This window comes from Pseudoalteromonas amylolytica (genome assembly GCF_001854605.1).
GTDB lineage: Bacteria > Pseudomonadota > Gammaproteobacteria > Enterobacterales > Alteromonadaceae > Pseudoalteromonas > Pseudoalteromonas amylolytica.
In genome coordinates this window covers 337,589-361,445 of record NZ_MKJU01000025.1, presented here as the reverse complement: position 1 = coordinate 361,445, position 23,857 = coordinate 337,589, and the positions used below count along the sequence as shown (strand labels likewise).

At 43.8% G+C, this 23,857-nt stretch carries 18 protein-coding genes and 9 tRNA genes; 7 read left to right on the top strand and 20 right to left on the bottom strand.

Going from position 1 to position 23,857, the window contains the following annotated elements; all coding sequences use genetic code 11:
* On the top strand, positions 1-570 hold the full coding sequence (locus BET10_RS08120) for an NUDIX hydrolase (protein WP_070985587.1): 570 nt from the start codon (positions 1-3) through the stop codon (positions 568-570).
* Positions 571-659: 89 nt separating this feature from the next.
* Complete coding sequence (locus BET10_RS08115) at positions 660-2,036, top strand: L-serine ammonia-lyase (protein ID WP_070984798.1); 1,377 nt, start codon at positions 660-662, stop codon at positions 2,034-2,036.
* 98 nt (positions 2,037-2,134) lie between these two features.
* Here the strand turns inward: BET10_RS08115 and BET10_RS08110 are convergent, their stop codons facing one another.
* Positions 2,135-3,568 carry a serine hydrolase domain-containing protein gene (locus tag BET10_RS08110; protein ID WP_070984796.1) on the bottom strand — a complete coding sequence of 478 codons (1,434 nt, stop codon included), beginning with the start codon at positions 3,566-3,568 and terminating at the stop codon, positions 2,135-2,137.
* A gap of 129 nt (positions 3,569-3,697) precedes the next feature.
* Here BET10_RS08110 and BET10_RS08105 point away from each other — a divergent pair, with 129 nt between their 5' ends.
* Both BET10_RS08105 and BET10_RS08100 read left to right on the top strand, forming a co-directional pair.
* On the top strand, positions 3,698-5,794 hold the full coding sequence (locus BET10_RS08105) for a winged helix-turn-helix domain-containing protein (RefSeq protein ID WP_070984794.1): 2,097 nt from the start codon (positions 3,698-3,700) through the stop codon (positions 5,792-5,794).
* Between the two features lie 51 nt (positions 5,795-5,845).
* A complete protein-coding gene (locus BET10_RS08100; RefSeq protein ID WP_070984791.1) occupies positions 5,846-6,460 on the top strand; it encodes a LysE family translocator in 615 nt (204 codons plus the stop codon).
* 68 nt (positions 6,461-6,528) lie between these two features.
* Here the strand turns inward: BET10_RS08100 and BET10_RS08095 are convergent, their stop codons facing one another.
* From BET10_RS08095 to dapB, 5 genes are all read right to left on the bottom strand, one after another.
* Positions 6,529-7,110, bottom strand: coding sequence for a rhomboid family intramembrane serine protease (locus BET10_RS08095; RefSeq protein WP_240503662.1), 582 nt, complete (start codon positions 7,108-7,110; stop codon positions 6,529-6,531).
* 128 nt (positions 7,111-7,238) lie between these two features.
* A complete protein-coding gene (gene greA / locus BET10_RS08090) occupies positions 7,239-7,715 on the bottom strand; it encodes a transcription elongation factor GreA (RefSeq protein ID WP_070984787.1) in 477 nt (158 codons plus the stop codon).
* Positions 7,716-7,760: 45 nt separating this feature from the next.
* Positions 7,761-10,979 carry a carbamoyl-phosphate synthase large subunit gene (gene carB / locus BET10_RS08085; RefSeq protein WP_070984785.1) on the bottom strand — a complete coding sequence of 1,073 codons (3,219 nt, stop codon included), beginning with the start codon at positions 10,977-10,979 and terminating at the stop codon, positions 7,761-7,763.
* A 15-nt stretch (positions 10,980-10,994) separates the two neighbouring features.
* Positions 10,995-12,131 carry a glutamine-hydrolyzing carbamoyl-phosphate synthase small subunit gene (gene carA / locus BET10_RS08080; RefSeq protein WP_070984783.1) on the bottom strand — a complete coding sequence of 379 codons (1,137 nt, stop codon included), beginning with the start codon at positions 12,129-12,131 and terminating at the stop codon, positions 10,995-10,997.
* 209 nt (positions 12,132-12,340) lie between these two features.
* Positions 12,341-13,144 carry a 4-hydroxy-tetrahydrodipicolinate reductase gene (dapB, locus tag BET10_RS08075; protein ID WP_070984781.1) on the bottom strand — a complete coding sequence of 268 codons (804 nt, stop codon included), beginning with the start codon at positions 13,142-13,144 and terminating at the stop codon, positions 12,341-12,343.
* Positions 13,145-13,371: 227 nt separating this feature from the next.
* Between dapB and BET10_RS08070 the strand changes: the two genes are divergently transcribed.
* The 3 genes from BET10_RS08070 to BET10_RS08060 all read left to right on the top strand — a co-directional run bounded on the left by BET10_RS08070 (position 13,372) and on the right by BET10_RS08060 (position 16,756).
* Positions 13,372-14,679, top strand: a complete 1,308-nt coding sequence (locus BET10_RS08070) for a Na+/H+ antiporter NhaC family protein (protein WP_070984780.1) — start codon at positions 13,372-13,374, stop codon at positions 14,677-14,679.
* Between the two features lie 82 nt (positions 14,680-14,761).
* Entirely contained in the window at positions 14,762-15,550 is a 789-nt protein-coding gene (locus BET10_RS08065) for a nucleoside-binding protein (protein ID WP_254679743.1), read from the top strand.
* 153 nt (positions 15,551-15,703) lie between these two features.
* The gene (locus BET10_RS08060; protein WP_070984777.1) at positions 15,704-16,756 is read left to right on the top strand and encodes a hypothetical protein; all 1,053 of its coding nucleotides are present in this window, start codon (positions 15,704-15,706) and stop codon (positions 16,754-16,756) included.
* Between the two features lie 90 nt (positions 16,757-16,846).
* Here BET10_RS08060 and BET10_RS08055 read toward each other — a convergent pair whose 3' ends face one another.
* The 14 genes from BET10_RS08055 to BET10_RS07990 all read right to left on the bottom strand — a co-directional run bounded on the left by BET10_RS08055 (position 16,847) and on the right by BET10_RS07990 (position 23,651).
* Entirely contained in the window at positions 16,847-17,797 is a 951-nt protein-coding gene (locus tag BET10_RS08055) for a hypothetical protein (RefSeq protein WP_070984775.1), read from the bottom strand.
* A gap of 227 nt (positions 17,798-18,024) precedes the next feature.
* Positions 18,025-18,111 (bottom strand) — tRNA-Leu (locus BET10_RS08050).
* Between the two features lie 35 nt (positions 18,112-18,146).
* Positions 18,147-18,220 (bottom strand) — tRNA-Cys (locus BET10_RS08045).
* A gap of 15 nt (positions 18,221-18,235) precedes the next feature.
* Positions 18,236-18,311: transfer RNA gene (locus tag BET10_RS08040), tRNA-Gly, on the bottom strand.
* Positions 18,312-18,341: 30 nt separating this feature from the next.
* Positions 18,342-18,417: transfer RNA gene (locus BET10_RS08035), tRNA-Gly, on the bottom strand.
* A gap of 30 nt (positions 18,418-18,447) precedes the next feature.
* A tRNA-Leu gene (locus BET10_RS08030) sits at positions 18,448-18,534 on the bottom strand.
* Positions 18,535-18,561: 27 nt separating this feature from the next.
* A tRNA-Gly gene (locus BET10_RS08025) sits at positions 18,562-18,637 on the bottom strand.
* Between the two features lie 107 nt (positions 18,638-18,744).
* Positions 18,745-18,831, bottom strand: a tRNA-Leu gene (locus BET10_RS08020).
* A 35-nt stretch (positions 18,832-18,866) separates the two neighbouring features.
* A tRNA-Cys gene (locus BET10_RS08015) sits at positions 18,867-18,940 on the bottom strand.
* Positions 18,941-18,955: 15 nt separating this feature from the next.
* Positions 18,956-19,031, bottom strand: a tRNA-Gly gene (locus tag BET10_RS08010).
* Positions 19,032-19,252: 221 nt separating this feature from the next.
* Positions 19,253-19,798, bottom strand: coding sequence for a CDP-diacylglycerol--glycerol-3-phosphate 3-phosphatidyltransferase (pgsA, locus tag BET10_RS08005; RefSeq protein ID WP_070984773.1), 546 nt, complete (start codon positions 19,796-19,798; stop codon positions 19,253-19,255).
* 42 nt (positions 19,799-19,840) lie between these two features.
* A complete protein-coding gene (gene uvrC / locus BET10_RS08000; RefSeq protein WP_070984771.1) occupies positions 19,841-21,664 on the bottom strand; it encodes an excinuclease ABC subunit UvrC in 1,824 nt (607 codons plus the stop codon).
* Between the two features lie 12 nt (positions 21,665-21,676).
* Positions 21,677-22,327, bottom strand: a complete 651-nt coding sequence (uvrY, locus tag BET10_RS07995; protein WP_070984768.1) for a UvrY/SirA/GacA family response regulator transcription factor — start codon at positions 22,325-22,327, stop codon at positions 21,677-21,679.
* A gap of 178 nt (positions 22,328-22,505) precedes the next feature.
* Positions 22,506-23,651 carry a dicarboxylate/amino acid:cation symporter gene (locus BET10_RS07990; protein ID WP_070984766.1) on the bottom strand — a complete coding sequence of 382 codons (1,146 nt, stop codon included), beginning with the start codon at positions 23,649-23,651 and terminating at the stop codon, positions 22,506-22,508.
* Positions 23,652-23,857 lie beyond the last annotated feature (206 nt).

Genomic DNA, 23,857 nt, shown 5'->3' with positions numbered 1-23,857 from the left:
GTGACATTAGACGAAGTCATCACCCGCTTTTATACTAGCTCAGTTCAACAGGCAGAATCGCGTATCGTCGCCCGCCAATCGGTCAAAGCCAGTGCGGTGTTACTCCCGTTAACAGAAGAAAATGGGCTGGCCGCGTTATTGTTTTGCAAACGTTCAGCTTATTTAAAACATCACCCTTCACAGTTGTGTTTTCCAGGAGGGAAAGTTGAACCAAGCGATGTAAACCTACAAATGACAGCAATACGAGAAACCCAAGAAGAGCTTGGCATTGCTGCGCATCACATTACGCCCATTGGTACACTCAACAAACACACCACACTCACTGGGTTTAACATCTTCCCAGTTGTTGCGAGATTGTCACCCAAAGCACAATGGCACACCGACAGTGCCGAAGTTGAAAAAGCGTTCATCATTACCATTGAAGAGTTAGCTGCCCCTCAAAACTGGCAAACCTACTCGTTACAACTTGCAGGTAAGACGCGCCAGCTGCCGGGTTACATTACGCCACACGGGCTTCTTTGGGGAGCAACAGCAAGCTTAGTCAAAAACTTTATAGCTTTGCTAAAATAGGCATAGTAATTTCATAGCACAACGGGTTACAAGGCTGCGTTTTAACGTTATGATGTGCGCACGTTCAAAGGCAATGTTGAGTAAAAATTATGATTAGTGCATTCGATATGTTTAGTATCGGTATTGGCCCTTCTTCGTCTCATACCGTCGGTCCAATGCGCGCATCGCGATTGTTTGTTAAAGACTTACAAGATAAAGGTTTATTAGCACAAACAACCGAAGTTAAAGTAGAACTATTTGGCTCTCTAGGTCAGACCGGTATCGGTCACGGCTCTGGCAAGGCCGTCATTTTAGGCTTAGCGGGCTACGATCCTGAAACCATTGATGCCGATGCAGTTCCAGATATCCTAGAAAAGATAGAACAAGAACAAGTGATATACCTGGACCAAAGCCACAAAGTTAAGTTTCCAAAACAAGGTGCTATCGTTTTTCATCGTAGAAAAACTTTGCCAAAACATTCCAATGCTATGGAGATTGTCGCACTCAATGGTAAAGACAAAGTTCACAGTCAAATTTACTACTCTATCGGTGGTGGCTTTATCGTAACCGATGAGCAGTTTGAGCAAGAAAAACAAGCAGCACTGGATATTCGCGAACAAAACCCCGCGCCTTATCCGTTTGATACCGCAGAACAGCTGCTTAATTTATGTAAAGAGTCAGGCTTAAGTGTGTCTTCATTGATGATGGCAAATGAAAAAACGTTACGCCCTATGACCGAAATTAAGGCTGAATTATTTAATATTTGGCAAGTAATGAAAGCCTGTATCGAACGCGGTATGCGAACTGAGGGTATTTTACCTGGTGGTTTAAAGGTGAAACGCCGCGCACCTAGCTTGTACTTAAAATTAAACGTTGAAAATAGCAATGACCCACTACGCGCAATGGATTGGGTTGACTTATTCGCGCTTGCCGTGAATGAAGAAAATGCAGCGGGTGGGCGTGTCGTTACAGCCCCAACAAATGGCGCAGCAGGAATTTTACCAGCAGTACTGATGTACTACCACACTTTCATCAAGGAAGTGGACGAAGAAATCGCAACCCGTTACCTGCTAACAGCCGCCGCTATTGGTATTTTATATAAAAAGAATGCGTCAATCTCTGGTGCTGAAGTCGGTTGTCAAGGAGAGGTCGGTGTAGCCTGTTCAATGGCCGCTGGTGCGCTGACTGAAATCATGGGCGGCAATGTATTACATGTGGAGAACGCGGCAGAAATCGGCATGGAACACAACCTAGGTTTAACCTGTGACCCTGTAGGTGGTCTGGTGCAAGTGCCATGTATCGAACGTAATGCAATGGGGGCTGTAAAAGCGATCAACGCCTCGCGTCTTGCTATGCGTGGTACTGGTGAGCAGAAAGTATCACTCGATAAAGTGATCAAAACCATGCTCGATACGGGCAATGACATGAAGACCAAATACAAAGAAACCGCTCGCGGCGGTTTAGCTGTAAATATCATTGAGTGTTAATTGGTTAACGAGTGTTGAACAGCTTATACCTGAACTTCAGGTATAAGCTGAATACTCACGCATGCGTCATGTATGACTGTCAGTGCTCCCCTTTCCTTTTAGAGTTTTTGGATCAGCTCATTCACTGCAAAAACAATGGGTTCGCCCGCAGCATCACTATTGCCAAGTACCGCGAGTATATAACCCTTATCACGATAAATGTTTAACTGCGCACTGGTCCCTAAGTAACTTCCATTATGACCAATCACTTGATTTCCAACGTCACCTCGTACTGAGAAACCATAGCCATAATACGGTGAGTGCAACTGTGGTTTAGCAGATGTGGCTTCGACTGTGAGCTCTGAGTTTAGTAACTGATGATTAAGTAAAGCCAAGGCAAAGTGATGTAAGTCACTGACCGTAGAGTACCCACCGCCAGCCGGTCCACCTTTTACACCTTGCATCATAAAGTTCTCGGTGAGAGTTTTGGTTTCTGTAGAATACCAATAGTTTCTTGCAGTATTCTTGATTGGTACGTCAAGATCGAAACTACCACTATTTGTCATACCTGCTTTTTTATAAACATGTTGTTCTATAAAATCGTAATAACTCTGTTTAGACACCACTTCAATTACATGGCCTAACATACGCATGCCAGTGCTACTGTACTGCCAGCGACTTCCAGGCTCAAAATTAAGCTTTATACCTTTGTACAAAGGTAGAGAATCTTTAAGCGAACGCATCTTCGATTGTTGATTATTCGTATCAGGTATTGCGCCCAACCCCGATGTATGAGTGAGCAACTGCTTTACTGTTATGTTATCAAAGTGCCCTTCACCAAAGTATTTCCTGTCTAAATACTGAGTGAGCTTATCGTTTACCGACAACTTTTCTGTTTCGACCAATTGCATAATGGCCACACTCGTAAACATTTTGTTCAATGAGCCAATTTGGAATTTAGTGTCGATGTTATTTTTAACGTCATATCGCCTTGATGCAAAACCATGTGCCTTTTGAAACAACACCTTGTCACCCTTTGCAAGCAGTACCGTGCCTGAAAAAGCCTCGTTTTTTGCAAGGTGATCGGTTAGCTTTTCTAATGTACTAAGCAGTGCTTCTTCAGAGTTTGATTGTGTTGAAAATTGCCCTAAACCGGAGGGTCGTATGTACCAACCCGAGATTTTCGACTTGTCATCTAACATGATCACTAAAGAATACTCTAAAGCGGTATTTTTCGATAAAACATCGCCTGTCAGTCTAATCTGCTGATCTCGTTCGGTGCGCGTAACTTGCTTCAAACTCAGAGTATGGTGCAACAAAGCCATATTCATTGTATAGCCTATATATCGCTCTCTTCCCGAGCCCTGCCAGCGCGATAAACTCTCCGGTGAAAAATGACTGTCAACATAGCGAGTGATCGTCTCTAAGCTGTTACTATTTAGCGTGCTAATAAATTGTTTAACTAACTGCTCGTCTTGGTTTATGGTTGTACTATCTTGTGCAAACGTTTTTACACTCAAAAAGAGCAATGACCATATCAGTAAGTAACGCATCTTGTTTTATTCCTTCTGTCTTTATATTTGATAAAAGCGAGTTAACTTGGCCTATGTAATAACGTTAAAAATGAATTTCAGCGATGAATTAGCTCTTAAAAAACAATTAAGAAATAATTAAGAATAAAAATGAGCAGTAATAACAATCAGTTAGAGAAATTATTGGGTGGCAATGCATTTACTAGTACATTTTGCATCAACCAAATACGGGTCCAGCCACGCCCTGGTGAAATCATCGTTAATGGTATTACCCATGTACTCGAACCAAAAGTCATGGCCTTGCTCATTGCTTTATGTGAACACGCCAACACTATTATCAGTGCTGAAGCTCTATTTGAACGTGTGTGGCCTCGCTCTGTTTACAGTCCCAATTCTGTTAGGCGCAATATCGCGCTACTACGTAAACTGTTGTGTGATGAAGATAAGTCGCTTATCAAAACACATCCAAAGCGAGGCTATAGCTTACAAGCGCAAGTGACATTCTCAGCTGAACACTCCCCCCCGGCTGTCACCGAAACAAACGCTGAAAAATCAAAACACACCAACTTCAAGCCAATAGTAGCAATAGGATTCACCATTATTTGCCTCCTAAGTACATTGCTGTATTTTTGGTATCTTGATAGCAATGACACTAACGAAGTCAGTGTGTTGACCAACCTAAAGCCAATCACCTCAAGCAACGCGCTAGAACATTACATGCGGGTAAGCCCCGATGCCAGTTATATGGCGGTAGTGACTAGTAGTTCAGACAAAAGTCAAGAAAAGCATATTGTTATTCGAGATCTAAAACACAATACCACATGGCAAGTAAGTACAATTTCAAAGCCGTACCGCTACCTTGCATGGCGCAACAACCACACGCTCATCTATTCAAGCTTTAATGGAAGCAGTGTCGAGTTTGGTCAAATCGAACTGAATGATATGCGTCAAACTTTACTGCAAACAAGCTTATTCGAACGCCACGATATTGACTGGAGCAGTCCGCTGTTCATTGATAAAGCAAATAACCTATTGTACTTGGCAAATCAGAATGCATCTGAACATAGTCGTAATGTATCGCTTTACAAGCACACCCTCATGTCTGGAGAAGTCACAACGCTACTCCCTCCTAACGATGAGTTTAAACCCTATAAAATAAGCCTATCAGAGGATGAAAATACGCTCGCTATGGTAGGGTTCAATACCCAATCAAAATCCATTGTGAAGCTGTTTGACCTTAATACATTAGAGCAAAGAACCGTTGCAGAGCTTAACCACGATTGGTACTTTTTAACATGGCATAGCAGCAAAAGCTCGCTGCTACTGAGCAACGGTAGTCAACTTTCAGCGCTAACACTCGACGGCCAATGGTCTATGCTTACGTATAGTAACTATCATTTTTTACAGTATCTTCAATTGGTTAAAAGCAAGCTCTATTTCATTGAAAACCGAATTGACGAAGACTTATATCTCGCAAGGCGACACGCCCCTGCAAACGTCAAAACAATCGCTAACTCCAATGGTGTAGATTGGGGAGCATCGCTATCGCCCGATGAAACAAAAGTCGCCTATATTTCAACACGCAATGGCTATGCACAGCTATTTTTAAAACATTTAGACTCAGATACACAGACACTTATTTTCGAAAACAGTGCCAAAGAGCTGGCCATCGCCCCTCCTATTTGGCATAGTAATCAAAGTATTATCAGTGCACTTAATAACCGTCCTTTTTTACTCGAACTAACCAATAACAAGGTTAGCGTTAAGTGGTTGGAAAATATAATTGGTGTGCCGCTTGCACGATTAAATAATAGCGATACCATTATTTATGCTGATAAGTCTGCTCAAGGCGACACGTTATTTGAATACAATCTGTCGAACTCGAAGCGTAAAGCACTCAATGTCCATTTACAAAATCGCCAGCTGGTTGTAAATGACAAAAATCAGCTCATTATCAGTGCAAACAATGTCATTCAAAACATCAGCACCAAAACTGAGATAATGCATGCTGAGAGCGCAAATATACACTTGTACGCCTCCCCATCTGGTATGTTTTTTAGAACTAGAAACGCCAATGGCTACCACTTGGGCCGTTATGATTATCAAAGTGGAAAAATACAGAGCACACACGCACTGAATGCGCTATGTAAACAACACTGTGACCAGTTAATCGGAATATCGGATAGTTACTATTTATTAGCAGAAAAACAAAGGCAATCTGATATCTTGTCATTAGATATTAACTAAACATATTTGGCGCATGATTGTGATGTGCTTACATGTAATAAGGAGTTCTTAGTGACGCTTGATACTTATCTCGCTTTATTTAGTGCAATGTTTATCGTTGCCATCGTTCCAGGCCCTGCCGTATTTGCCATCAGTAGTACCGCTATGGTTGGAGGGTTTCGTCGCGGCGCATTTATGACAGTGGGTATTTTGTGTGCTGACTATATTTTTATCTTATTTGCGGTATCTGGACTGTCACATCTTGCACAGTTGATGGGGAGCACTTTTATTGCAGTAAAGTATCTGTGTGCGGCCTATTTAATTTGGATTGGCGCAAAGTTACTTTTATCAAAACCCAACGCGTCCAATATGAACATGCTCCCCAAAACACGCAAGCTTGATGTACTTTCAGGTTTTTTAATCACCATGAGTAATCCTAAGGCGATTCTGTTTTACCTCGCGCTATTTCCTGCATTTGTAAGCTTTGAGGACATCACAAACTATGATCTTTTGGGCATGCTTGTCTGTGCCACTTTAGCGTTTGGCTCCGTAAACTTAGGGTACTCTTACCTCTTTTCAAAAGCGAAAACAAAGGTGTTAAGTTCACACAAACGCCAAGGCATGTTTAACAAATTGGCTGGTGCCGTTTTGTCTGTAACAGGCATTATTATAGTCGTTAGAAATTAATGGCGTTAAAAACTTATTGAATGGCACCACAAAGCGGCTTATCTATGCTTTGCCAGCAGCTGTTTTAGCTAACTCACTGCCCTTTTAGTAGGCCTCCCTACGCCTCTAAACAGATAAGCCGCAACACAGCCACTGATAAAACCAAATATATGACTCGAAGCACTGGTGCTTTCATCAAATGAGAATAGTGTACCAACCAAGCTGATTTGAAAATATTGTGTGATAGCAAGCAGCGCCAGCGCAATAACAAAGCTCCATACATTTCGCCGAAAGATAGCGCTTCCCATGATGAAGCCAAAGTAGCCCATTACAACCCCTGATGCACCAATGTGAATTGCAAAGCTGGCGAATAGCCAAACGAGTATACCGGTGAGTATAAATATCACCACCGTGGAGCGCTTAAAACATGGCAATTGACTCGCCAAATAACCACTAATTAATAAACCAAATGTGTTGCCTATTAGATGTTGCCAATCGCCATGAATGAATGGATAGGCGATAATTCCATACAACCGTGAGGTATCCCAAGGTACAAGTCCATATTGGCTAAAAGCGATACCGGTGACGCTCGCCATTAGATGCACACTCCACATCACAACTAACATAGCTACAACCAACTTGAAATTGCTTAATGAGAACTGCTTTTTCATAGCCATCCTTATAGTTTTCTCTACCCTATTCTATGCACAGCAATAATGCGAATACCAGATATCTCGTTATGGAGCCAATAAAAAACCGGGCATAAGCCCGGTTTTTTAGGTTCTAAACTTGAATTCAGTTAGATATATTCAACTTCGATGATTTCGTACTCAACAGTACCATTTGGTGTTTGAATATTAGCTGTGTCATCTAACTCTTTACCAATTAAGCCACGCGCAATCGGTGAGTTAACCGAGATAAGGTTGCTTTTGATATCAGCTTCATCATCGCCCACGATACGGTATTTAACTTCTTCATCGGTTTCAACGTTACAAATAGTGACTGTGGCACCAAAAATAACTTTGCCATTATTTTCAATCTTAGTAACGTCAATTACTTGAGAAGTCGAAAGCTTAGCTTCAATCTCTTGAATACGGCCTTCACAAAAACCTTGCTGTTCACGCGCTGCGTGATATTCAGCATTTTCCTTTAAGTCTCCGTGTTCGCGTGCTTCCGCGATATCGGCAACAATTTTTGGGCGAACCACCGATTTTAAATGGTTAAGTTCTTCACGAAGCAACTGCTCGCCTCGTACTGTCATCGGAATTGATTGCATAAGTATCTCACTTAATACCAGGGCCGCCAGACCCTGGTTTAGTCCTTAGTTCAATCGTTGGTGTAGCTCTTGTACAGAATTTACTGTGTTTCTGTCATCTGCAGCGTGTGCAGAGCAGTTAGCAAATGCTGCATTAAGCGTGGTGGTGTAATTTGTCTTATGTTGCAATGCACCACGACGTAACACCTTCGAGTCTTCGATCGCTTGGCGACCTTCAGTGGTATTTACTATGTAGCTGTACTCACCATTTTTGATTCTATCAAGAATGTGAGGGCGACCTTCGTATACCTTGTTCACGCGACGTACTTCAATGCCTGCCTCTTCAAATGCTTTGGCGGTACCATTCGTTGCATCTAGCTCAAAACCAATTTCTTTCATGATTTTAGCCAGTTCAACAACACGTGACTTATCGCTGTTACGCACAGATAGTAGCGCGCGACCACCGCGTGGTAAAGCATTACCAGCGCCTAATTGTGCTTTTGCAAACGCTTCGGCGAAGTTTTCACCAACCCCCATTACTTCACCTGTTGAACGCATCTCAGGACCACGAAGTGGGTCAACGCCTTGGAACTTAGCAAATGGCAATACCACTTCTTTTACGCTGTAATATGGTGGAATAACTTCGCTGGTAACACCTTGGCTTGCTAATGATTGGCCAGCCATACAGCGTGCCGCAACTTTCGCCAGAGCAATGCCCGTCGCCTTAGATACAAACGGTACAGTACGCGCTGCACGAGGGTTCACCTCGATAAGATAAACTTGACCATCTTTGACAGCAAACTGGGTATTCATCAGACCGATAACTCCAAGTTCAAGCGCCATATCCGTCACTTGCTTGCGCATTACGTCCTGAATTTCTGATGATAGCGTATGAGCTGGAAGCGAACACGCCGAGTCACCTGAGTGAACGCCTGCTTGCTCAATGTGCTCCATGATACCACCGATGATCACTTGCTCTCCGTCACAGATTGCGTCTACGTCTACTTCGATTGCGTCATCAAGGAAACGGTCAAGTAACACTGGCGCTTCGTTTGAAGCTGACACTGCTTCTGTCATATAACGACGTAAGTCATCTTCGTCATATACGATTTCCATAGCACGACCACCCAGTACATATGATGGGCGAACAACTAGTGGGAAGCCAATCTCTTGAGATTTTGCTACCGCTTCTTCAAGTGATGTTACTGTTGCGTTTTCGGGCTGAAGTAGGTTCAAACGTTCAACCATTTGCTGGAAGCGCTCGCGGTCTTCAGCACGGTCAATTGCATCTGGCGAAGTACCAATGATTGGAACCCCATTTGCTTCAAGTGCACGAGCCAGTTTAAGTGGTGTTTGACCACCGTACTGTACTATTACACCTTTTGGCTTTTCAACGCGTACGATTTCCAGCACGTCTTCAAGTGTGATTGGTTCGAAGAACAAACGATCAGAAGTATCATAGTCCGTCGATACTGTTTCAGGGTTACAGTTTACCATGATGGTTTCGTAACCGTCTTCACGCATTGCCAGTGCCGCGTGTACACAGCAGTAATCAAACTCAATACCTTGGCCGATACGGTTTGGACCACCGCCGATAACCATAATTTTATCTTTGTCTGATGGATTCGCTTCACACTCTTCGTCATACGTAGAGTACATGTAAGCTGTGTCTGAACTAAACTCCGCCGCACAAGTATCAACACGCTTATAAACTGGCACGATGTTAAGCTGGTGGCGCTTTTTACGAATTTCTTTTTCAGATACGCCTGCGATTTCCGCAATACGTGCATCAGCAAAGCCTTTGCGCTTTAAGCGACGTAAGAAATCTTTGTTCAAGCCAGCCAAGCCCACTTCTGCGATTGTCGCTTCATCTTTAATGATGTCTTCAATCTGTACCAAGTACCAGCGGTCAATTTTAGTAAGCTCAAACACATCTTCCACGCTCATGCCGTGACGCATCGCATCAGCAACATACCAAATGCGCTCTGCGCCTGGCTCGCGTAGTTCACGAATAATGGTTTCTTTTGCCTTAGGGTCATCCAGTGCAACAATCGGGTTGAAGCCCGTAGCACCCACTTCTAAGCCACGTAAGGCTTTGTGCAATGACTCTTGTTGGTTACGACCAATGGCCATCACCTCACCCACAGACTTCATCTGTGTGGTTAAGCGGTCATTTGCACCGGCGAATTTTTCGAAGTTAAAGCGTGGGATCTTAGTCACAACATAGTCAATTGACGGTTCAAATGAAGCTGGTGTTGCCCCACCCGTGATGTCGTTTTGTAACTCATCTAGTGTGTAGCCAACCGCGAGCTTCGCTGCAATCTTAGCGATAGGGAAGCCTGTCGCTTTAGACGCAAGTGCCGAAGAGCGAGATACACGTGGGTTCATCTCGATGATAACCATACGACCATCATCTGGATTTACACCAAACTGAACGTTTGAACCACCCGTTTCAACACCGATTTCACGCAATACCGCCATCGAGGCGTTACGCATGATTTGGTATTCTTTGTCCGTCAACGTTTGCGCTGGCGCAACCGTGATTGAGTCACCAGTGTGAACACCCATAGGGTCAAAGTTTTCGATTGAACAGACGATGATACAGTTGTCGTTTTTGTCACGAACAACTTCCATCTCATACTCTTTCCAACCAATTAAGCTTTCGTCGATTAACAACTCGCTTGTTGGTGAAAGATCTAGACCTCGTGTACAGATTTCGTCGAACTCTTCTTGGTTGTACGCAACACCACCACCGGTGCCACCCATAGTGAATGACGGACGAATAATACATGGGAAACCAATGCGAGATAGCACGTCATGCGCTTCTTCCATTGAGTGGGCAATTTCTGCACGTGGACACTCAAGGCCGATATTTTTCATCGCTGCGTCAAAGCGCTCACGGTTTTCAGCTTTATCGATGGCATCAGCTGTTGCACCAATCAACTCAACGCCGTGTTTAGCCAATACACCGTGCTTATCTAAATCAAGCGCACAGTTCAATGCTGTTTGACCACCCATTGTTGGCAATACCGCATCTGGCTTTTCTTTTTCGATGATTTTCTCTACCACTTCCCAATGAATTGGTTCGATGTACGTGGCATCGGCCATTTCTGGGTCAGTCATGATAGTTGCTGGGTTTGAGTTTACGAGAATAACTCGATAGCCTTCTTCTCTTAGCGCTTTACAAGCTTGCGCGCCCGAGTAGTCAAACTCACACGCCTGACCAATCACAATTGGGCCTGCGCCTAAGATAAGAATGCTTTTTATATCAGTACGTTTTGGCATTGTTACTCCGCTCTCTTAAGCTTTGTGGGCTTGCATTAGGTCAATGAAATGGTCAAACAACGGTGCCGCATCGTGCGGGCCTGGGCTTGCTTCAGGGTGACCCTGAAAGCTAAACGCTGGCTTGTCTGTACGGTGAATCCCCTGCAATGTACCATCAAACAGTGATACGTGAGTGGCGCGTAATGTCTCTGGCAAGCTTGCCTCATCGGCCGCAAAGCCGTGGTTTTGCGCAGTGATCATGACCACATTACGGTCTAGGTCTTTAACTGGATGGTTACCACCGTGGTGACCAAACTTCATTTTTACTGTTTTTGCGCCTGATGCAAGCGCCAGTAATTGGTGACCTAAACAGATACCAAAGATAGGCGTATTGGTTTCTAAAAATGCCTTTATAGCTTCAATAGCGTAAGTACATGGCTCAGGGTCGCCAGGACCATTTGAAAGGAATATACCGTCTGGATTAAGTGCCAACACGTCTGCAGCGGAGGTTTCTGCAGGCACTACGGTTAATTTACAGCCACGGTCAACTAACATGCGCAAGATGTTTTTCTTAACGCCGAAGTCATAAGCAACTACGTGAAATCTTTCTTCTTCTGCCGATAGACTCTTGTAACCCTCGCCAAGTGTCCAACTTGACTCTTTCCAAGTGTACTGCTCTTTAGTACACACCACTTTGGCCAAATCCATGCCCTTCAAACCTGGGAACGCTTTTGCAGCTTCTAATGCTTGATTCTCATCAAGCGAGTCACCTGCAATGATACAGCCATTCTGTGCGCCCTTATCACGTAAGATACGTGTCAGTTTACGAGTGTCTATATCAGCAATTCCTAGAATATTACGAGCTTTCAAATAATCGCTTAACGATTGCTCATTGCGGAAATTACTGGCTAGTAAAGGCAAATCACGGATCACTAGGCCTTTGGCCCAGATCTGGTCCGCTTCTTCGTCTTCACTGTTAGTACCGGTATTACCGATGTGCGGGTAAGTCAGCGTTACGATTTGTTCCGCGTAAGACGGGTCAGTCAAAATTTCTTGATAACCAGTCATAGACGTATTGAATACTACTTCACCGACTGACATACCGTCAGCACCGATAGCAGTACCGCGAAACACTGTGCCGTCTTCTAGGACTAACAGGGCGGATTTAGTCAAGTTAACCTCCTAATGGTAAAAAACGGGAGCAAGCTACAACGCTTTTCATCCCGTTCACAAAGCGCTTGGTAACACGCAGTTATTAATTTTTGGCAAATTCGTTATAGTCTACAGCAATTTCATAGATTCGTCTAACCCAAGAGACAAAAACATTAAAAATATCGCTTTTTATAAAAAAAATTCACGAAAGCGCTAAAAAAGTATGTTTACTACTTCAATCCGAGTACATCTTGCATGTCATAAAGTCCATTTGGTTTATTTCTCAACCACTTCGCAGCCCTTACCGCACCAGACGCAAAGGTCAGACGAGATGTCGCTTTATGAGTTAATTCAAGCCTTTCACCCATAGTTGCGAAATAAGCTGTATGTTCACCTACTATATCTCCGGCTCTGAGCACCGAATAGCCTATCTCATTTTGAGATTTGGCCTGTTCTATCGCAGTGCGGTCATAGCGTGCTACCTGCTCATGATCCCAGCCTTTCGCCTCAGCAATAGCCTCACCGATTGCCAATGCTGTACCAGACGGCGCATCTATTTTGTTTCTGTGGTGTGCTTCAAAAATTTCAATATCCATTTCATCCGCTAACTTAGCGGCGGCCGTTTGCACCAGATCCAATAATAAGGTCACACCCACGCTAAAATTGCGAGCAAAAACGATTGGAATGTGCTGTGCTGCGTCCTTTAATAACGCCATATCTTCTGGTGTTAAACCTGTCGTTCCGATAACCATAGGTAATTTATTTGCAATCGCCAGCTGCAAATGACGTTTCATACCTTCAGGTAAAGTAAAGTCGATAAGTACATTAGCATCAGTGTGCGTTACTAAGTCTTCATCGGTGAAAAGTAACTTTTCTGACGCACATGGCTGCTTACTTTTGACCGAGGCGCCGAGCAACTCAGAGCCAGAACGTACCGCTGCGGCAGCTATATCAGTGTCATTTGCTTGCGTACACGCCTCTACTAGCGCCAAACCCATACGGCCATTGGCACCAAAAATTCCAATTTTATCCATGTCTTAACTCTATCTGAAAGGTTAGCTAATTGTCTTAGGCTATAGAGTTTATCAATTCTCTATGCCATAGTCAGTGAAAGAACAATAATAACAGAATACCGTAGACTTTGGACGTCTAAATGTATAAACTTCCATCTTTCGCCGATTTACTTATTGCGGGCGTTTGAAGTTTAAATACAGCTAATAAAGGATCTCTGGCTGTGGTATTGATTTATTTGGGGAGCACAATGCAGCCAAACACTCTACATGCGAAGCTATCGCTATTACCCTTACTCGTTTTTGTCGGGCTTTTTCTCGGTGCAGGATTATACCTTCAATCTCAGGGGGTTGATTATGCGTTTTATCAGCTACCAGCACCTGTTGCCATCTTGCCTGCGATCGTGATCGCTTTTTTAATTAATAGAGGTAGCATCAATAATAGTGTCGAAACTTTTATCAAAGGCGCTGGACACAACAACATCATCACTATGTGTTTAATTTATCTACTTGCAGGTGCCTTTTCGGCCGTTGCCAGTGCAACAGGTGGTGTTGATGCAGTCGTTAATGCGGGTTTATCATTGATCCCAGCGGCTTTCTTGCTGCCGGGCCTATTCTTGATCTCCGCTGTGGTTTCCACTGCCATGGGAACCTCAATGGGCACCATAGGGGCTATTGGTCCGATAGCTTATGCAGTATCACTGAAAACGGGTATTGATCCTGCTCTGATGGCAGGCACGATTGTCTCTGGCGCTATGTTTGGCGACAACTTATCCATTATTTCAGACACAACAATTGCGGCAACACGCACGCAAGGCTGTGAAATGAAAGACAAATTTAGAGAAAACCTGAAGATAGCCTTGCCTGCCGCGCTACTCACTGTATTGCTTTTGGTTTTTCTGACCCCAGAACCACAAGCAGTTGAAGCCAAACCTTTTGATTGGCTACTGGTGTTGCCATACATTTTTATTCTGGTACTGGCTGTTGGCGGATTAAACGTTTTTGTTGTGCTATTCAGTGGTATCGTGTTCGCGGCTGCGATGGGCTTTACCGGTGACTATCAAGCTGGAAGCTTTGCCAAAGACGTGTACAAAGGCTTCAGTGATATGCAAGAGATTTTCTTACTATCAATGTTTATTGGTGGTTTGTCAGAGTTTATTCGCATTAACGGTGGTTTGGATTATCTGGCGCTAAAAATTCAGAAATTAACCGCTATTATAGCTAAATGGCATCGAAAAGTTGCTGATCAACTCGGTATTGCCGCACTGGTTCTCGTTAGTAACTTATGTATTGCCAATAACACCGTCAGTATTATCGTCGCAGGCCCCGTCGCTAAAAAGCTGGCAGATGACGGTAATATCAGCGCAAAGCGCTCAGCAAGCTTATTGGATATTTTTGCCTGTGTGATGCAAGGATCACTACCTTATGGCGCACAAGCTTTGTTACTGGGTGCAACGTTTAAAATCAGCCCATGGGATGTATCAAGCTCGTCATTCTACTGTTTTATACTCGCCTTTACCGCCATTGCCGTTATCTGCCTACGCAGAAACAAAGCCTAACACCTTTTTATATAAATGCGCTCCGACTGTGAGCGCTTTGTCTATAATTCATACGATACCACTTCAAGAATCTGGAATATCTATGAATTATAGAGCTTTACTCTGTGTCCTCGGTTTAATTATATTTTCATTCCCCTGTGTAACCTACGCAGCAAAGTGGAGCAAAACACAAATTCACCTGAATCGCGGCGAGCTCATCAACCCTTTTAATAAGCAAGAATCTATAACCGACATCATCTCTTTGCAACACGTATCCGGTCATAATTTCGGGGAGGTATTCTTTTTCATTGATCATCTAGACGATGACCACACGGACGGCTTCAATGACAGTGATATTTATTCCGAGGCCTATATCACGTTCAGTACTCAGGCTTTGTTTAACGCAAGCTATGACTTTTGGCGTTTGAAAGATGTGGGTTTGGTGATGGGCATAAATGCCGGTGATGACCCAAAGGTGATGAAATACTTGCCAGGTATTAAACTCAGCTGGGACATTCCTGGATTTAACTTTTTCACCACCACCTTCACCGGATATTTTGACGATAACGCAGGACTTGCCAAACATGGTGCCCCTCAGACCAATAACTCCTTTATGTTCGATTTGGCATGGGGATATCCATACCAACTTGGGTCCCAGAAATTCTATTTCACCGGTCATGCAGAATACATCGGCTCTAGACGCGATGAAATAGGAAGATACGTGAATGACTGGATACTCGCGCAAATGGCATTTCAATGGGACCTAGGAAATGCGCTGGGCCACAAAAGCGACACCCTGATGCTCGGTATTGAATGGCAGATTTGGCGCAATAAGCTGGGCACATCTGTCAATGAATCATCCCCGCAACTACATGTGGTATGGACATTCTAATTGGCGTCTAAAACCCCAAGAAAGGCCTGTAATCGCCAGTAATGTTAAATGGCGACGTTTTGTACTTTAATTGGAGTACCCACTATTGCCACTGAGCTTTACCATGTGATGTACAGTAGGCATAACCCATAAGCTAAGCCTAAGGAGAAGCAAGTGTCTCATGTTATCGTCAAAGCCGTACGCTGCCAAAATGCAGAAACATTGAGTGAATATAGAGCAAGTCAAATGAAAGAAGCGCGTTGGAAAAACGTCACTCAAGGCATATCTGACAAAGATTTAGATAGCAACTTTGAGTTTTTAAATGGCGCTGTTTTAAATCGCGATGCCGGTGGCGAAATATTGCTGACCACAACAGGCTTATTTGGGCCAATACGTTCAGGAACGCTCGTACATCTCGATGCCAATGCTCATAATCAGGTGATTCAAAGTGAGCGCGCACCATCAGATGAGCAAGATACACTCATCACTCATTTAAACAACCTTCACAATGAATACACGCACCGCCCACCTTCACGCGAACATGCATTATTGGTCAATGGCTTTTGGAGTGCAACAGTTGACGGTGCGGGTATTACAGGCCTTGATGGCTCAGCAAATGTGTTTGGCAGCACTGGCCAGTTGATTTGTGATGTGGATGAATTGTGCTTTCCTTTACTGCGCTATGGTGACAGTAGAGAGTCTCAAGAACATTACGAAAGAACACTTGCCTACTATGGTGGTAAGCTCCTAAAACCGCATGAAGAATTTGCGCTTGGCTTCAATCAGGATCTTTGGGGCATCCAGTATGACCAAAAATTGCCGCAGTACGTGACTGAATATCAGTTTGGGCCAACTAAAGGCGGTGGTTTATTTGTAGAGCATCACCCTTTCCCACACATCTGGTTGCCTGCTCAGGGTAAAGACCCTGTATTTGGACGCCATACAACTTCGCGCATTTTACTCGGTAGAAGAGTCGATACTCAGCAAGAGGATAACTACTTTAGAACAGTGACCACCGAGCAGTACCACTTCAGCATGTTTGAGATCCCACTCAATGGCAGTGCACTGGCTATTCGCCCTCAATGTATTCATAACGATAGCTTTACTGATGGTGCCCAAACGGTATTTTTAGCTAATACTGCTGCTAATACCGTTGCACTACGCCACAGTGTGCCAATCAATAGAATGTTTGCAGGTGATAAGCCCTTTCATCGAGAACATGAATAAATGTGATTGACCCGTTTGGGGCAAGTTGTTAATCATGCGGCAACCACCGCATGATTCGTTCATTGAGTTAAAGTCATACTCAACTAAATATTAATACCAGTAGCAGGTTACAACTTTTACTTTGTGTGCCTCTGAGATAACGCAAGCCAACTTACCCAACCCACCAGCACCTCCACCGTTACCATCACCACCGTCATATTCTGAGTAATTGGGGCTAAAAACTTCGCGCAGATGATCTGAAATCGACTCTGGCTCGCCTCGCTCTTCAAGCCTATCTATGTCCGTACCAATTCTGCCAAAATATCGCTCCAACCCAAATTTAGTTTTCGGTATCGACATGCCTTTTTTATCTTTAAACTTTAGATTCTTAAAACGCATTCTTACCTTTGAGTCCGCATACATCATGCTTAGGTCTACATCTGCTTCAACCTTAGTACCATCCGCAAAAGTATATACCACAGTCATTTCTTTATCAGACAGCCCAACGGAAATGACCCCTAAACTCAAGCCAAAACCCTTGGCGGCAAACTTCGCGAACTCTGAGTCAATCACACTAAATTCATCTGCAAAGTTCTGGGCATGATAATCAGCGAGCCAATCACCAAATACACTGTCTGACATGCGTACTGCATCAAAAGCGGACTTAAAATCAGCTTCCTGATACTGAAAGCTCCCAGTGACTTTGTCCATCGCTATGGTGGTTTTTATATCGGTTGTTTTTAGCTCAGAGCTCAGAGGCGATGACGCTGAGTGAGTGCGTCTGAGTGTCACCGAAGAGCCACTAGCCATAGCAGGCCCTGCCATCGCCACGTGATATTCTTGCACAGTGTAACTACCTGAACGCGATCGATCGGCAATATAAATTTTTTGTCCCCATGTATAGGCTGCATTCGCCGCGACCTGCCGCTTTTGAGAGTCAGAACAGCCATGGCACGGCAGAATTAAATCTACCTCCATACTAGGGCGCGCTGAGGCATTAAATACACTGCACAACATAAGCATTGCTATGCCCATACAGGCGATTTGAAGATTAAATTTCATAAAATATCCTTTTTATGTCTGATGGAAAATTAAACTGCCAAAATAGTAATTCAATCGAATATGAAAAAAACATTAAAACAACATTTTTTACATTTCATTAATTGTTTCGTATTCGAAGAGACAAGAGGGCACGTTAACTTTATGAGTATCAGTGAAAGTAGTTGCTAAAAAGCACGAGAGTACAAAGAATAAAAATGTGGCATGAGAGCTGGTGAAAAAATTTAAAATGGTGCCCGGGGCCGGACTTGAACCGGCACGTTGTTACCAACGAGGGATTTTAAATCCCTTGTGTCTACCAATTCCACCACCCGGGCATCGGGTTTGCTTTCGCATGTGGAGTGTTGAGATATGGAGGCGGAACCCGGAGTCGAACCGAGGTAGACGGATTTGCAATCCGCTGCATGGCCACTCTGCCATTCCGCCGTCTTATCGAAAGTTTGGAGCGAGTAACGAGGTTCGAACTCGTGACCTCGACCTTGGCAAGGTCGCGCTCTACCAGCTGAGCTATACTCGCAAACTTCAAAAAGAGGACCTGATATTTGATTGGAGCGAGTAACGAGGTTCGAACTCGTGACCTCGACCTTGGCAAGGTCGCGCTCTACCAGCTGAGCTATACTCGCATCTCAAAGAGATTTTTATCTCTAATCAAATGGTGCCCGGGGCCGGACTTGAACCGGCACGTTGTTACCAACGAGGGATTTTAAATCCCTTGTGTCTACCAATTCCACCACCCGGGCATCGGGCCTTATACAAAAGCGTTAGATTGGAGCGAGTAACGAGGTTCGAACTCGTGACCTCGACCTTGGCAAGGTCGCGCTCTACCAGCTGAGCTATACTCGCATCACGAAATGCGCTTTCATCAGTTGAAAATATCAAACGCTAGGTCGCGTCTTTCTAATTCCAGCTGAGCTATACTCGCATCTCACAGAGAAATACTCTAATCTAAATGGTGCCCGGGGCCGGACTTGAACCGGCACGTTGTTACCAACGAGGGATTTTAAATCCCTTGTGTCTACCAATTCCACCACCCGGGCATCGGGTTTGCTTTCGCATGTGGAGTGTTGAGATATGGAGGCGGAACCCGGAGTCGAACCGAGGTAGACGGATTTGCAATCCGCTGCATAGCCACTCTGCCATTCCGCCGACTTAATTAAAGATTGGAGCGAGTAACGAGGTTCGAACTCGTGACCTCGACCTTGGCAAGGTCGCGCTCTACCAGCTGAGCTATACTCGCATTACCAATGCGTTTTTTATCAGTTGAAATCATCAAACACTAGGTCGCGTCTTTCTAATTCCAGCTGAGTTAATCTCGCAATCTTTAATTTCAAAGGCGTGCTGCCCTCTCAACACGGACGCATTCTACAGAAGTTACGAAACGCGTCAATATAAAAAATGAATGTTTTTAATCGTTTGTTCAAAATTTATCTAAACTGATGTGTTAATAGGCACATCTAGTTAAGATTTAGTCAATTCTGCTTTTGCAGCATATAAATAAGCGACCATCGACGTCACCGTTAAGAAGGTGGCAATTGCTAGTAGCGCATAACTTAAATGAATCATCCACGGGGCGTATTGCCATATCAAACCGATAATGGCCAACATTTGCGCCGCCGTTTTAAATTTCCCAAGTGAAGAAACGGCAACGTCATCACGCTTACCCAGCTCCGCCATCCACTCTCTTAGTGCAGAAATAACTATCTCGCGACTGATAATAATAATCGCAGCCGCCGTTACGAAGTAATTTTGATAATAGGTCGCCAGCATAACCAGAGCAACACTCACCATCACTTTATCAGCAACTGGGTCTAAGAACGCTCCAAAAGGAGTCGATTGCTCTAATTTACGTGCTAAATAGCCATCAAGTATATCAGTCACAGAGGCGAGCCAAAAGATAAACGCAGCAGCAAAAAATGCCCATGAGTATGGCAAATAAAACAAAACTGCAAATACAGGAATGAGTAACAACCTAAATGTTGTAAGTGTGTTTGGAATATTCCACATAACTACTTAGTGAGGTCTTTTTCTTTATGTTCGCATGAATGCTTAAGCTTTGTCATGCAAATGGTTAAATATCTTTTCAGCCGTTTTAGGGCTGATCCCGGGAACTTGTTTTAACTGGTGGATGCTGGCGGCTTTCACCCCTTGCATTCCTCCTAAATATTTCAAAAGTGCCTGACGACGTTTAAGACCAACACCTTCAATTTCTTCCAAAACGGATTGAGTGCGCTGTTTTTGTCTTTTGTTGCGATGCCCTGCAATGGCAAACCGGTGCGATTCATCCCTGATGTGCTGAATTAAATGCAGTGCAGGTGAATCGCTATCTAAATTAACCGTTCTACGCCCACCATCAATTAATAGTGTTTCTAGACCAGGTTTACGACTTGTGCCTTTGGCAACACCAACGAGTAATGGTAACTTATCTAACGGCCAATCAGCAAAAAAAGCTTCAGCTCGGCCCAATTGGCCTTTACCACCATCGATAAAAATAACGTCTGGAACCTTTGTCTCGTCCTGCAATTTTGCGTATCGTTTATTGAGCGCAAAGTCCATAGCGGCATAATCATCACCAGGTGTTATCCCAGTGACGTTGTAGCGACGATACTCTTTGTTATTTGGGCCTTGCGAATCAAACACCACACACGATGCCACAGTATTTTCACCCATGGTATGACTGATATCAAAACATTCCATTCTTTGTATATCACTCACTTGTAACGCTTCTTTGAGTAGCGCATAGCGTTTGTTAATAGAATCTTGTGCGCTTTGTTTTACAGCGATGCTATTGGCCGCGTTTTTATTTGCCAGCGCCAAATATTGAGCTCTTTCTGAGCGCACTTGTGCTCTGAATAACACTTTTCGCTGTGCCACTTCACTCAAAGCGTCTGCCAGTTCCTGTTGCGCGTGTATTGTAAACGGTAGAATAATTTCTTTTGCAATACGGCTATTTGTACCGCCACTGAGGTAATACTGACCAATAAATGAGGTGAGTATTTCATCCTCCAATGAATCTTTTGGGACTTTCGGAAAGTAAGTTTTTGTACCCAACACTTTATGCTCTCGGATCATCAACATATGTATTGCCACTAAGCCATTTTGCTGTACAAAGCCTATGACATCCATTTCTGCGAAGTTACCTGCTACCGATTGCTGTTCCTGCATTTGTCTCAGTAAGGCAATTTGATCGCGATACTTGGCAGCCAATTCAAAATTCAAGGCCATACTTGCGGTTTCCATACGCGCAACTAATTTTGCAATGACCTGTTGTGATTTACCGTTTAGAAACTGACGAACCAAATCAACCTGATCGAGGTACTCTTCATCTGACACCTTGCCAACGCACGGCGCGCTACAACGCTTTAGCTGATACTGCAAACATGGACGACTTCTAGCACGATAGTAAGCATCTTCACACTGGCGCACAGGAAAAATCTTTTGCATCAAACGCAAGCTTTCTGAAACCGCAGCACTGCTTGGGAAAGGACCGAAATATTCACCTTTGTACTTTCTCGCGCCACGGTGAAATGCCAACCTTGGGTGTTTATGACCACTTAGAAAGATATACGGGTAAGATTTATCGTCTCGAAGTAAGATATTGTATCTAGGTTGGTATTTTTTAATTAAGTTATTTTCGAGCAGCAGTGCTTCGGTTTCTGTGTTGGTAAGAGTCACTTCAATACTACAGATATTACTTACCAGTACTCGGGTCTTGCTATCAGGAATGTTGGCCCGAAAATAACTCGAAACTCGCTTTTTGAGGTTTTTGGCCTTGCCCACATAAATAACCTGATGCTCGTCGTCGTACATACGATAAACACCAGGTTCTGTGCTCAAGGTTTTGAGAAACGCTTTGTGATCAAATACAGCCATCTAAATGATAGGTTAATGTGTGGTATCAATGTCTATCATTTTATGACGAATTGCTAGGTGTGTTAACTCCACATCGCCGCCTACGTTGAGCTTTTCAAACATTCTGTAGCGATAACTATTGACTGTTTTTGAGCTCAAGTTCAAACGCTCTGCAATGTCTTGAGCTTTTTCACCCTTGGTGATCATCAGCATGATTTGTAGTTCACGCTCAGAAAGAGATTGAAATGGGTTTTCATCGTTGCGGCCACTGAACTGAGCCAGAGCAATTTGCTGCGCGATTTCTGGCGCTATATAGCGCTGCCCAGCATTCACTGCACGAATTGCATTGATCATCTCGTCGGGACCTGCCCCCTTGGTCAAATAACCGTGCGCACCTATTTGCATCACCTTACTAGGGAAAGGATCCTCACAATGAACGGTTAATACGATCACCTTAACATCCGGGCAGTAACGACATATCTTTTTTGTCGCTTCTAATCCACCAATGCCAGGCATGTTCATATCCATTAACACAATGTCTGGCTCACCTTGACGACAAAATGCCACCGCTTCTTCACCAGTTTTAGCCTCTCCGACCACTTTAAAACCACGTACATCATCCAATATACGTTTAATACCTGTTCTCACAAGTTCATGATCATCAACTAAAAGCACGTTAATCAATAGTACATCCCCTCACTGTTACCTCGGCCCCTGTGACTTTAAATCACAACACGCCCAGATTACCATAGAAATATATAAATAAATAAATTATTCACACGCAAATAACGCATGCTGTTTACAAAATAATCACACAAAGGTGACGTCTAGATCACCTTTGAGTTTAGTGCATTATGTGGGGTTATGCGCGTTGCGAGAAACGGTTAACCCAAAGCGCTATCACACCGTCGCCTGTTACATTACAGGCAGTGCCAAAACTATCTTGTGCCAAGTACAGTGCAATCATCAACGCCACCGCTGCTTCGTTGAAACCCAGCATTGATGTAAGCAGACCTAGTGCAGACATCACCGCGCCGCCTGGTGCCCCAGGAGCTGCGATCATCACTACACCTAACATAAAAATAAATGGCAACATTTGTACTAATGAAGGAACCGCCATCGAAGGAGAAAGAAGCATCACAGCCATAGCACAGGTAACAATAGTAATCGTCGAACCTGACAGATGAATAGTCGCACATAGTGGCACTGAGAAGTTCGCAACCTCTTCTTTGACACCATTGGCTTTACTAGACCTAAGTGACACTGGAATAGTAGCGGCACTTGACATGGTTCCTATCGCGGTAAAATAGGCAGGAAGCATGTTCTTGATTAATTCAAAAGGACTGCGCTTGAGTAGAATGCCTGTGCCAACATACAACACTGTCAACCACAACCAGTGCATAACAATGGCCGCAACCAACACAATACCAAAAGTGCTTAGCGTATCAGCAACAGTACCCGCAACCGCCATCTCAGCGAATACCCCAGCGATATAAAAAGGGAGCGCTGGAATGATCACTTTACTTAATAATCCATCTATTACAACTCTGCCCTGATCAGTGACCTCTTTTAATGTCGTTAAATTTAACTGGCTGATCCCAATACCAAAAATAAAAGCCGTTGCTAATGCCGTCATTACTCCCATTAGCGGCGGGATCTCTACATTGATATAACTGCCAATCTCAGTTGCTGACGACGCTTCGTAACTCAAAGCACCATCAAAAAATGGAATAAAGGCATTTACTAAGATAACTGCCAGTGTACCGGCAATAACAGTCGAGCCATACGCAAAGCCGACAGTTTTTCCAAGTAAGTGTCCTGATCCCTTTGGTAACCCCGCTATACCTGATGCAATAAAAAACAATATAATCAGAGGGATAGTAAAACTAATGAGTTGACCAATAATAACTTTAGCAGTGTACAAAAGCTCAACCAGCGCCATAGGCAGATAGAAACCGGCGGCAATACCGACCAAAATACCAGCAATAAGTTTAAGAATTAACGACATAATACTTCTCTAACTAAAATGATGCGTTGTTGTATCACGTTTTACAGCGCAATTGCCACAAATCCCTGAATATTACATGTAAACCGCTGTAAAGCCTGCAATGCGTTGAGTAAAGGACATTTAACTTATTAAACTGCAGCCCAACGCGAAAGGTTTGTTAACATTACCTGCATATTATTAAATAGCTGTCTACTCTATGACGATAT